Raw genomic sequence first — 12,103 nt, 5'->3', positions numbered from 1 at the left:
CGGCTGATCACAGCGGTAATCCATAAAAAAAGGCAGGATTCTCATCCTGCCTTTTTCGTACTTCCGGGTCGGTATCGCTTTACGGCTTCTCAATCTCCGCACTATCGCGCAGAGAGGCACTGTATGCGATGTACTCACGCTGCCCGCGCTGCGATGTCAGGAAGTTGGCAATCGCCTTAACCTGCTCATCACCTCCGGATATTTCGCCCTCCTGAACATTCTCAAGACCGACGATCACAACACGCTGGGCACCTGCTACAGAATCATAGGTCTTGCCGTCCTCAGGCCGCGGCATGCTGAATACCGATTGAAGGACATCAAACTCAACCCCTCGACCATTGCGGGACATGGCGGGGTGCTCCTGCCACTCTGCACCCGCTTCTTCAGCAACACTGGCGGGATCTGCGCCATCCTGCAAACTTGCCACCAACTCGCTGCCCTTTTCGGTAAGCGCCTTCTGGATGTGCTCGGCCTTCAGCTGTTCGCGAATCTGATCACTGACTTCAGCCAGGCTCAACTGCTTTTCTTCGTGATGCTCACGAACCCGGGCAACAACCGCCGTGCTGTTATTTACGTCTACCATCTCGGTATTGAACTCACCGTTCAGCACATCGTCGGAGAACAACTGACGCACCAATCCCTGATGATCAAACGGAGCGTCCCCACCTTCGCGAGCGACATCTTTAACAACCTGAATTTCGAGTCCCAGCTCTTCGGCAGGCACGTCCAGGTTTGGCTCGGAATAGGACAAATCGGCCAACTGGGTGCGCTTCTCGGAAAACAGCTTGCCAGCCTTTTCACGCGCAACGCCCTCGCGCAGCTCATCTTTCATTGACTCGAACGATGGGCGCTCAGTCTTGCGAATGCCTGTGAGTTTGATGATATGGAAACCAAACCGTGTCTCTACCGGCTCGGATGTCTCGCCTTCTTTCAGCTCGAACAGCGCATCTTCAAACGGCCCGGCATAGGCCCCTTTACCGGCATAGCCGAGATCACCACCTTCCTGAGCCGAGATTGGGTCCTTTGAATACTCCTCAGCTACCTTCGCAAAGTCTTCGCCGTCTGCCAGCTTCTTTTCGACTTCCGCTACTGTAGCTTCAGCATCATCGCCTGGCTCAATCAGAATATGCGACGCGCGACGCTGCTCTTCACCACCAAGATCTTTGGACTGGGATTCATAGGCCTCTTTCAGTTCTTCGTCAGATACTTCGACACCCTTCGCCAATGCGTCCAGCGACAAAGCGACATAAGCAGCATCGACGTTCTCGGGCACCTTGTAATCCGCCTTGTTCGCGTCGTAGTAGTCCTGAATTTCGTCGTCCGTTACCTTTACGCTGGCACTCACTGCATCGGCAGGGATCGTCAGAGTCGAGAAGCTGCGCGTCTGTGACTGAAGCTTCAGAATATCTTTTGCGGTTTCCGGATTAACAATGGCGCTGGCAGCGATACCACTGCGGATTTGATTGATAACAAACTGACGACGCAAGGCTTCACGGAACTCCGCTACGCCCATGCCAGCATTACGAACTGTCGCAGTAAACGCCTCGCGACTGAACTCGCCGTCGACCTGAAACTGACTCATGGACGTAATGATGCGATCAATATCAGTGTTCGACAGCTGCATACCCTGATCGACTGCGTCCTGTGACAGAACCGCTTCCCGGATCAGCCCCTCCAACACGGAGTTGCGCAGCTCATCATCGTTAATCAGTGAGGGGTCGGGGTTTTCCATCTGAGAAAGCTGGCGTTGCCGCTCCATTTGCACGGTACGCTGAAATTCGCGCTCGGTGATGTCCTTTCCGTTTACAGTGGCGACTTCAGGCTCACCCGAAAATCCCCCGATAATGGCGTCCATACCGAACATGGAAAGCCCGATCACCAGTAACCCGATGATGACTTTGGCAATCGTACCCTGAGCGTTATTCCGGATATCTTGAAGCATGTTTCTCCCAGACAGTCGTTACCAGCGGAGACGACATCCACCGGCAGCTGCATCAGGCCTCTTGTTTCTATTTGTCCTGAAAAACCAGACGCGCCCACAAACCACGTACTATCGACATGGGCAAGTGAAGCGCACTGAACGTAAAAAGGCGCATCCGGCAAGGAATGCGCCTCAAAACCAACGGGGCAGTCAATCAGGGGATTTCAGCGTGATGAGGTCAACGACCTACCGGAACCGGATGCCTTGAAGAGACCACCCCGGCAACGCCAATAAAAGCGCTGCCGTTAAAGGCCGCTTCTTACTTGACAGCGTCTTTCAGAGCCTTGCCAGCCTTGAAGCCTGGAACCTTTGAGGCCGGGATCTTGATCTCAGCGCCGGTCTGCGGGTTACGACCAGTGCGCGCTGCACGTTCTTTTACTGAGAAGGTGCCAAAGCCAATCAGAGTGACCTGATCGTCTTTTGCGAGTGCACCTGTAATAGAGCTCACCATAGCGTCCAGGGCACGTCCTGCACCGGCCTTGGAAATGTCTGCTGACTCTGCAATTGCGTCGATAAGTTCGGACTTGTTCACACTAAACCCCTTCGATTTCAGGTTGAAGATGTTATATGTTGGTTTGTTTTTCTTGGATCTTCTCGACTATCGCATAAGCGTCTCGAGAATTCCATTCTTCGGTATTGTTATTCCTTTCGGTCATCTGGTGTCGATCGGAATATGGTCAAAAACCCCTCGAGCCCTTGGTACAGGCTGCTTCAGGTCGAAACAGTTATACCAACGGGCTCTCTGGCGTGTCAACAACGGGATCCACGTTTAATGTGTATTTATGCGTTCGCCGACGTCGCCTTCGTCGTCACGGGATTTTCCACCGGCTGACTTTTGTGGCAGATCACCTGTATCCGGCCCTGGCTGATAAGCCAGCGCGATATCAAGCACCTCGTCAATCCACGCGGCTGGCCGAATCTCCAGTGACTCCTTGATATTGTCGGGTATCTCTTTGAGATCACGGACATTTTCGTCAGGAATAATCACGGTTTTGATACCGCCGCGATGTGCCGCCAGAAGCTTTTCCTTGAGGCCACCGATGGGCAAAACACGACCGCGCAGGGTGATTTCACCGGTCATCGCCACGTCAGCCCGCACCGGAATACCCGTCAATGCGGACACCAACCCTGTGCACATGCCAACACCTGCGCTGGGACCATCTTTGGGTGTTGCGCCTTCAGGAACGTGAATATGAAGGTCCGTATTCTCGTAAAAGTCTTCCTTGATACCAAGGCCAACAGCACGACTTCTGACTACTGTCAGCGCCGCCTGAATAGACTCCTGCATCACATCACCCAGCGAGCCCGTCTTCACGACCTTGCCCTTACCCTTGGTCAACGCGCACTCAATAGTGAGCAACTCACCGCCAACCTGGGTCCACGCCAGACCAGTGACCTGCCCGACCTGATTCGCTTCTTCCGCCAGACCGTACTTGAAGCGGCGAACACCACTGTAGTCTTCCAGCATTTCAGGGGTGAGATCGAGGGACACTTTCTCCCCTGCTTCAACATGCTCCCTGACAACTTTACGGCAAATCTTTGCAATCTCACGCTCAAGGCTCCGCACACCCGCCTCTCGCGTGTAATAACGCACCAGATCACGCAGCGTCTCGGCCGGAATATTCAGCTCGCCCTTGCGCAACCCGTTGGCCTTGAGCTGCTTGGGTAGCAAATGCTGCAGCGCAATATTGACCTTCTCGTCCTCGGTGTAGCCTGGAATACGGATAATCTCCATACGGTCAAGCAGCGCCTGAGGCATATCCATCGAGTTGGAAGTACAAACAAACATCACGTCCGAGAGATCGTAATCAACTTCAAGATAGTGATCGTTGAAGGTGTGATTCTGTTCGGGGTCAAGCACTTCAAGCAATGCCGACGCAGGGTCGCCACGGTGGTCCATGCCCATCTTGTCGATTTCGTCGAACAGGAACAGCGGGTTTTTGACCGCAACCTTGGAGAGCTTCTGAAGCAGCTTACCCGGCAAAGCACCGATATAGGTTTTCCTGTGGCCACGAATTTCAGCTTCATCGCGTACGCCACCCAACGCCATACGGGTGTACTTGCGATTTGTCGCTCGCGCAATGGATTGCCCAAGGGAGGTTTTACCGACACCCGGCGGCCCCACCAGGCATAGCACAGGGCCCTTCACTTTCTTGACACGGCTCTGCACGGCCAGATACTCAAGAATGCGCTTTTTGACCTCATCCAGCCCAAAGTGATCCTCGTCCAGAATTTCCCGGGCCTTTTCAAGATCATGACGCACCCGGCTGCGCTTTTTCCAGGGCACGGCCAACATCCAGTCGATGTAGCCGCGAACAACCGTTGCTTCGGCTGACATCGGTGACATCATTTTGAGTTTATTCAGCTCGGCTTCGGTTTTCTTGCGCGCCTCTTCGGGAAGCCCCGCTTCCTCCAGGCGCTGCTCAAGCTCTTCAAAATCGTTATTACCTTCACCCAGCTGACCCATTTCTTTCTGGATCGCTTTCATTTGCTCGTTCAGGTAATACTCGCGCTGGCTCCGTTCCATCTGCTTCTTAACGCGGCCACGAATGCGCTTTTCGACTTCAATCAGGTCGATCTCACCATCAAGTCGCCCGAGCAACAGCTCAATACGGGTGCGGATATCCAGCGACTCCAGCAGTTCCTGCTTCTCATGGATCTTCAGCTCAAGATGAGCCGCCATGGTGTCCGCCAATCGCTCCAGATCGTCGATTCCGGTCAGCGAGTTGGTGACTTCTGAAGGCACTTTTTTGGATAACTTGACGTATTTTTCAAATTCCTCGGTCAGTGTTTTGACCAGCACCGACTCTTCACGCTCAGGAAGCGGGTCCTCGTCGATCAGCATTGATCTGGCAGACAGGTAGTCGCCATCTTCAATTGAATCAAGGCGAGCGCGGGCATTACCCTCAACAAGCACCTTTACGGTGCCGTCAGGCAGCTTCAACATCTGAAGCACGGTAGCAAGGGTGCCCATATCATAGACATCGCCCGGCCCCGGATCGTCGGTGCCAGCATCCCGCTGAGCAACCAGCAAGATCTCCTTACTCCCCTCCATTGCTGCTTCCAGCGCAAGAATCGACTTCTCACGACCAACAAACAGGGGAACAACCATGTGGGGAAACACCACAACATCCCGCAGGGGAAGCATTGGATAGTCTTTCATGGGGGTCTCAGGTCTTGGTGTCATAGATAATCCTCTGACTAGCATGCCCTGACAGAGCATGAGGAGAAACAAGCGAATGCGACATCACCGGCCTTGTTCGTTAACTGGCAGGCATCCGAACAACATGAGCCTGTTCATGATGCCACAGAAACCGGGCCGACGATGTCGTATGAATGTCATTTGAATTAATCATTGGGGCAGGCTCATCATATTGCAATGCCTTTCGGGCCAGACTGTGATCAGCGAAGATGCTGCCTGGCGAGACAGGGAGGACAAATGCCGCATAAAACAAAAGGGGCGCGAGCGCCCCTTTTGTTTTTAACCGCGTCATGCCCTTCATCTCTGACGGGATGACACGCTATTGCTTCAACTGATCAGTCTTCAGGAACAGCCTTGGCACGGTCATTGTTCGCGTAAATCTTGAACGGCTCGGAATCACCGTTTATCACGCTTTCGTCAATGACAACCTTGCTGACGTCTCGCTCCGAAGGAATCTGATACATCGTATCGAGCAGCGTTGCTTCAAGAATCGAGCGCAACCCCCTGGCTCCGGTCTTCCGCTCCATTGCCTTTCGCGCCACAGCACGCAGGGCATCTTCACGGAAATCGAGCTCAACCTCTTCCATATCAAACAGCTTCTGATACTGCTTGGTCAGGGCGTTTTTCGGTTCCGTCAGAATCTGGACCAGCGCAGCCTCATCCAACTCAGTCAGCGTCGCCACAACTGGCAAACGGCCTACAAACTCCGGAATCAGCCCGTATTTGACCAGATCTTCAGTTTCAACGTCCTTGATCAGATCGCCGGTGCTCTTACGGTCGTCATCACTGATAACCGCAGCGGAGAAACCGATGCTGCTGCGCTCGGAACGCTCACGGATAACCTTATCCAGGCCCGCAAACGCGCCACCACAAATAAACAGGATATTGCCAGTATCAACCTGCAGGAATTCCTGCTGCGGATGCTTTCGACCGCCCTGCGGTGGAACCGACGCAACCGTGCCTTCGATAAGCTTCAGCAATGCCTGCTGAACACCCTCACCCGACACGTCACGGGTAATGGACGGATTGTCAGACTTACGGGAAATCTTGTCGATTTCGTCAATGTAAACAATGCCGCGCTGGGCCTTGTCGACATCGTAGTCACACTTTTGCAGCAGCTTCTGAATGATGTTTTCGACGTCTTCACCGACGTAACCGGCTTCGGTCAACGTGGTCGCATCGGCGATCGTGAACGGAACATTGAGCATCCGCGCGAGCGTCTCGGCCAGCAGTGTCTTGCCGCTGCCGGTAGGGCCGATCAGCAGGATATTACTCTTGCCCAGCTCAACATCGGATTTGCCTTCGCCGTAGCGCAACCGCTTGTAGTGGTTGTAGACAGCGACTGCCAGCACAATCTTCGCGCGATCCTGACCAATGACATACTGGTTCAGGTTCTCACGGATCTCCGCGGGACTGGGCAACCGATCGCTCTGTTCTTCCTGTGCATTCTCCTGAATTTCTTCACGGATAATGTCATTGCACAGGTCAACACACTCGTCGCAGATGAAAACCGAAGGCCCTGCAATAAGTTTGCGGACTTCATGCTGGCTCTTTCCGCAAAACGAGCAGTAGAGCAACTTGCCGTTATCGTCGCCTCTGCCGTTTCTGTCATCTGCCATTGAATTACCTCTGTCTTGGCTTACGTGTTCACCGAAAAAGCGGCGCGAAGCTCATGCTTCACCTGCCTGCTCTAACATACGCCCGCGAGACGTCGTGCGATCACGATACATTTATATATAAAGTCAAAGCTCGGGTGCCCCGGCCTGTCAGCAAAAATCAGGGCACCTGAGTCAGTATTATGTATTCTGGACGCGTTTATCAAGCACAGCGTCAATCAGACCGTACTCCTTGGCCTGATGCGGATCCATGAAATTGTCGCGCTCTGTATCCCGCGCAATCGTTTCCAGATCCTGGCCAGTGTGATGCGCCAGCAGCTTGTTCAGGGTCTCACGAATCTTCAGGATCTCACGGGTGTGAATCTCGATATCCGTCGCCTGCCCCTGATAACCGCCCAACGGCTGATGGATCATCACCCGCGAATTCGGCAGACATGCACGCTTGCCATGAGCACCACCCGCCAACAGGAAGGCGCCCATGCTGGCTGCCTGTCCTACACACAGGGTTGCCACGTCAGGCTTGATAAACTGCATGGTGTCATAAATGGACATACCCGCAGTCACAGACCCACCGGGACTATTAATATAGAGGTGAATATCCTTGTCGGGGTTCTCGGACTCCAGAAACAGCAGTTGTGCGACGATCAGGTTGGCCATGTGATCTTCAACCGGCCCCACCATAAAAATAACCCGTTCTTTAAGCAGACGGGAATAAATGTCAAAAGAGCGCTCACCTCGTGCGGTTTGCTCGATGACGATGGGCACCAGACCAGAGTTGGTAACCATTGTTGGACCGTCGTAAGGTTTTTGCATCATGATGTGCCTGAACTCCTTAGCTATTTGAGCGAGCCAGCCGCCCGTATCATGGATACGGCACTGCGCTGGAAATCGATCCCGACGCCCCGTTTACCGGGGTCGCAGATAAGTCACTGGCATTCAGCTACCGAGATAAAAACAGCCGGAGAACCCGGCTGTTCCACAGTGTAGCTTATCGAGTATGTTGCAAAACCAATGACCTCAGCCATGCGGCGCTGAAAATCGGCTCAATATGCTCATTTACGCAGCGTAAACTGCACTTTTCGCAAATCTTCGCCTTGCCTGACCTTTGCTCTCTGCGTTTTGCAACACCCTCGAGCTGCTCCCGCTTTCGCCGGAGCAGCTATTGACGGCAAGCAGATTAGCCTTGCTGCGGCTGACCGGCCTGAACCGCTTCTTCGTACTTCATCTTCTTATCTTTTACTTTGGCCTGAGACAGGACAAATTCAACCACCGAGTCTTCAAGAACAACAGATTCGATCTGCGCTTTCTGCTCCGGGTTGCTGTTGTAGTGGGCAACCACCTCTTCAGGCGACTCGTAAGTTGAGGCAATTTCCTGGATCTTTTCTTCAACTTTATCCGCTTCAGCCTTGATGTCATTCTGACGGATCAGCTCCTGGAACAGCAGACCGGTCTTCACCCGGCGCTTCGCCTGGTCAGTGAAAAGTTCGGCTGGCAGTTGCTTCGGATCCATCTGACCACCGAAGCGCTGAACCGCGTCTTGACGCAGGCGATCGATTTCCTGGTCAATCAATGACTGTGGCACTTCAAAATCGTTCACTTCAAGCAGGCCGTCAACAACGTCGTTCTTCACCTTGTTGCTTGTCGCCTGCTTCAGCTCACGCTCCATGTTTTTCTTAACATCTTCGCGGAAGCCTTCTTCGTCTTTGGCATCAACACCAAACTTGGCGAAAAACTCTTCGTTCAGCTCAGGCAGAACAGGCTCTTCGACTTCGTTGATCTTGATTTCAAACTTGGCAGGCTTACCAGCCAGCTCTTCGTTCTGGTAATCCTCGGGGAAGGTCACTTCAATTTCCAGCTCTTCACCGGCTTTTCCACCAATGATGCCTTCCTCAAAGCCAGGAATCATCTGGCCTGAGCCCAGAGTCAGCTTGTGACCTTCGGCTGCACCACCTTCAAATTCTTCGCCATCAACGAAACCTTTGAAATCGATGGTGACGATGTCTTTCTTCTTGGACTTGCGCTTGACAGATTTCATGTCAGCCTGCTGACGGCGCAGGCTATCGATCATTTTCTCAACGTCTTTGTCCGCAATATCGGCAACAGGCTTTTCGATCGTAATCTTGCTCATATCACCCAGGGTGATTTCAGGGAGCACTTCGAAGATTGCGACAAACTCGAGATCCTTGCCCTCTTCCATTGTTTTCGGCTCGAAACGCGGCCAACCAGCTGGAGAGATGTTCTGCTCTTCAAGTGCTTTGACATAGCTATCGCGCATCAGTTCGCTAACCACTTCCTGACGAACGCCTTCACCAAAACGACGCTTCACTACGCTCATTGGCACCTTGCCTGGACGGAAGCCGTTCATACGGACGGTGCTGGCTGTTTGCTGCAGTCGGCTTGCTACTGCCTGATCAATATCCTGAGCGGGCACACCAATCGTCATGCGACGTTCGATGTTAGACGTCGTTTCAACAGACACTTGCATGGAAGATCCTCGAATTACCGGTTCAATAGTTAAAGGACACGCAGGCCGACGTGAGGAGTCCGACTGAACCACAGAAGTCGCCTGATCAGACCTGCGAAAATTTAAACGCGCATTTTATCATGCTTTTGGTGGCAGAGAGAATCGCTCTGACCCCAGAGTTTTCAGGATCAGGTAACAAAAGCGCGTTTTTCAGACACAATGCGGCGCAGCAAGGCGCAACATTGTATGCAAGCACCTGGAGTACGACGCTGAAGAGAAGCCAGTTCAACCCGGAAGGGAGGCGTCACTGTTTGACCACAACAATGCCCTTCAATGACTACAGTGATGCGGCCGAGCGCGCCGCCTGATCATACAGCCCGGAAATACCCCGCAAAAAGCTGGCAATGGACCCCAGGTCTGCATTGGAAAAGCCCAGCGTCCGCAGAGAATCGACCAGGCAATCTTCGCGAATTTCACTATAGCGCCGGCAGATTTCCTCACCTTTTTCGGTCACGGTGTAGAAAGTCTCCTTGCCTCGCTTCTCCGACCCGACAACGCCGCTTTTGAGCAGTTTTTTCAGGGAATAAGTCACGGTGTGACTGTCCTCAACATTCAGTACGAGACAAATGTCAGCCGATTTTTTGGGGCGATTACGGTGATTCACACTGTGCAGTACCAGTACATCCAGGGGGCTGAGATCCTCCAGCCCTGTGGCGTTCATGCAACGCACCATCCAGCGATTGAAGGCATTGCCCGCTACAATCAGGCCGAACTCCAGCTCGGACAACTCCGCCGACTTGCCCGCCGCCAGATGAGCGGAGGATACAATTGGCCCGACCCGATGCGAGCTTTCTTCCTGCGTTTGCGGTGTCTTGCTATCACTGTTCTTTTTCATACATGCATCTTTAATCCGTTAACAATGGCATTCGGCAACCCATACACCGAACGGTGGGCAGTCTATCAGTTGCCCATCTTGCCTGGCAGATAAGTCACAATTTCCGGAAATATCGTGATCAGCACAACGCCAGTCAGTATCAGCAGGAAGTACGGCAAAGCCGCCCACGCCACCCGCAAGATGTTCTCGCCTGTGAGCCCCTGAATCACGAACAGATTGAAACCAACCGGCGGTGTGATTTGACTCATCTCCACCACAATAACCAGATAGATGCCGAACCAGAGTGGATCAATACCTGCTGCCTGCACCATTGGCAGGATGACCGACGTCGTCAGCACCACCACCGAGATGCCATCCAGAAAGCATCCCAGCAGAATGAAGAACAGCGTCAGTGCCACCAGCAACATATACGGCGACAAGCCCAGCGTGCTGATCCAGGCCGCCAACTCACGCGGAATTCCGGTAAACCCCATTGAAGTTGTCAGGAAATGGGCGCCCACCAGAATGAACGAAATCATCGATGACGTTTTCACCGTGCCCATAAGTGCGCTTATAAAGGTATTCCGGCTCATGGATCCACTGCGCCAAGACAGTAAATGAGCCAAAGCGACACCGATCGCAGCTGATTCAGTTGGGGATGCAAGCCCTCCGTAGATTGATCCGATCACCCCGACGATCAACAACACCACCGGAATCAACGGCCGACTGCGCTGAAGCTTGGCCGGAAACGAAAGCGATTCGGAATCGCCCGCAGGCACCCCCGCAGGATTCATCAGCGACCAAAACATAACGTAGGCGCCAAATAACACCATCAACATGAGGCCGGGGAGGATACCCGCAACGAAGAGCCGCGCGATTGACTGCTCCGTGGCCACACCGTACACAATCAGAATGATTGAAGGTGGAATGAGCAGTCCCAGCGTCGCTGAACCGGCCAGGGTACCCAGAATCTGCTTCTGGTCGTAGCCGCGCCGGGTCAGCTCCGGAATCGACATCTTGCCGATTGTCGCCGCCGTTGCTGCGGAGGAGCCGGATATCGCGGCAAATATGCCGCAGCCCACGATATTGGTGTGCAGTAGCCGCCCGGGTACCTTGCCTACCCAGGGCGCGATACCACTGAACATTTGCTCCGAGAGCCGAGAACGGAACAGCACCTCCCCCATCCAGATAAACATCGGCAAGGCCGCCAACTCCCAGGAAACACTGGCGCTATAAAATGCAGTCGACAGACTGTCACCCACCGGAATGCTGCTGAAGCAATAAAGTGCCACACAGCCAATCGCCGTCAGAGCAAATGCCACCCATAGCCCTGCTCCCAAAAGTGCCAGGAGAACGACGAGAAGGATAAGACTCATCCAGATCATATCCATGCCGTTTACTCCTGCGGCGATTCAGTAGGAATTGTCTGGATCCGCCCGGTCACCAGCGAGAAAAACGCATCCAGCAATGCAATCAGCAGCCAGACGAGGCCCAGCACCATACCTAGCTGGGGCACCCACAACGGCACCGGCACCATACCGATCGACAGATCGCCGAAGTCATAGCTGTCGTATGCAAGCCAGGCGCTATTCCAGGCGGCAAATGCCGTGATCGCAGCCGCAACCAACACCGTGGCAATATCCATAAACCGCTGAGCAGGGAGCGGCAGATGCTGCACCAGCAGGGTGACCCGTATATGGCCCCCTTGCCAGAAAGTGTATGCAAGGCCAAAGAATGTCGCTCCGAGAAGGAAGAAAGCCGCAATTTCTGCCAACCCCGGGATATTCAGCCCAAGAGCATCAGCGCCAAGCCAGACCAATACCCGATCAAGCACCCGGCCCAGTACCTGCAACACCACCATCACCATAATGGCCACAAGTTGCAGCGCAGATAGCGCACCGCCGAAGCGATAAAACCCATTCAGAGCATTGCGCATGGGCAGCCTCTTCCCTCTCTAAAGTGCCAG

9 protein-coding genes are annotated in these 12,103 nt (G+C 53.6%); all 9 read right to left on the bottom strand.

All coding sequences use genetic code 11. The annotated features are described in order from the left end of the window. Window positions 1-79 precede the first annotated feature (79 nt). Window positions 80-1,942, bottom strand: coding sequence for a SurA N-terminal domain-containing protein (locus ACUN9X_RS12015; RefSeq protein ID WP_445473260.1), 1,863 nt, complete (start codon window positions 1,940-1,942; stop codon window positions 80-82). A gap of 298 nt (window positions 1,943-2,240) precedes the next feature. Then, on the bottom strand, window positions 2,241-2,513 hold the full coding sequence (locus tag ACUN9X_RS12010; protein WP_260037890.1) for an HU family DNA-binding protein: 273 nt from the start codon (window positions 2,511-2,513) through the stop codon (window positions 2,241-2,243). A 237-nt stretch (window positions 2,514-2,750) separates the two neighbouring features. Continuing rightward, complete coding sequence (gene lon, locus ACUN9X_RS12005) at window positions 2,751-5,168, bottom strand: endopeptidase La (protein ID WP_445473259.1); 2,418 nt, start codon at window positions 5,166-5,168, stop codon at window positions 2,751-2,753. Between the two features lie 350 nt (window positions 5,169-5,518). Continuing rightward, a complete protein-coding gene (gene clpX / locus ACUN9X_RS12000) occupies window positions 5,519-6,802 on the bottom strand; it encodes an ATP-dependent Clp protease ATP-binding subunit ClpX (protein ID WP_260037891.1) in 1,284 nt (427 codons plus the stop codon). Window positions 6,803-6,979: 177 nt separating this feature from the next. Then, on the bottom strand, window positions 6,980-7,615 hold the full coding sequence (gene clpP / locus ACUN9X_RS11995; protein ID WP_260037892.1) for an ATP-dependent Clp endopeptidase proteolytic subunit ClpP: 636 nt from the start codon (window positions 7,613-7,615) through the stop codon (window positions 6,980-6,982). 361 nt (window positions 7,616-7,976) lie between these two features. Beyond that, window positions 7,977-9,284, bottom strand: a complete 1,308-nt coding sequence (gene tig, locus ACUN9X_RS11990; protein ID WP_260037893.1) for a trigger factor — start codon at window positions 9,282-9,284, stop codon at window positions 7,977-7,979. A 316-nt stretch (window positions 9,285-9,600) separates the two neighbouring features. After that, window positions 9,601-10,158, bottom strand: a complete 558-nt coding sequence (locus tag ACUN9X_RS11985) for a winged helix DNA-binding protein (RefSeq protein WP_445473258.1) — start codon at window positions 10,156-10,158, stop codon at window positions 9,601-9,603. A gap of 65 nt (window positions 10,159-10,223) precedes the next feature. Continuing rightward, a complete protein-coding gene (locus ACUN9X_RS11980) occupies window positions 10,224-11,528 on the bottom strand; it encodes a TRAP transporter large permease (protein WP_445473257.1) in 1,305 nt (434 codons plus the stop codon). Window positions 11,529-11,533: 5 nt separating this feature from the next. Then, complete coding sequence (locus tag ACUN9X_RS11975; protein WP_445473256.1) at window positions 11,534-12,073, bottom strand: TRAP transporter small permease; 540 nt, start codon at window positions 12,071-12,073, stop codon at window positions 11,534-11,536. Between the last annotated feature and the right edge of the window lie 30 nt (window positions 12,074-12,103).

This window comes from Marinobacter sp. V032 (genome assembly GCF_052645435.1).
Note: the sequence above shows the minus strand (reverse complement) of the source record. Positions and strands in the feature narration are given on the sequence as shown.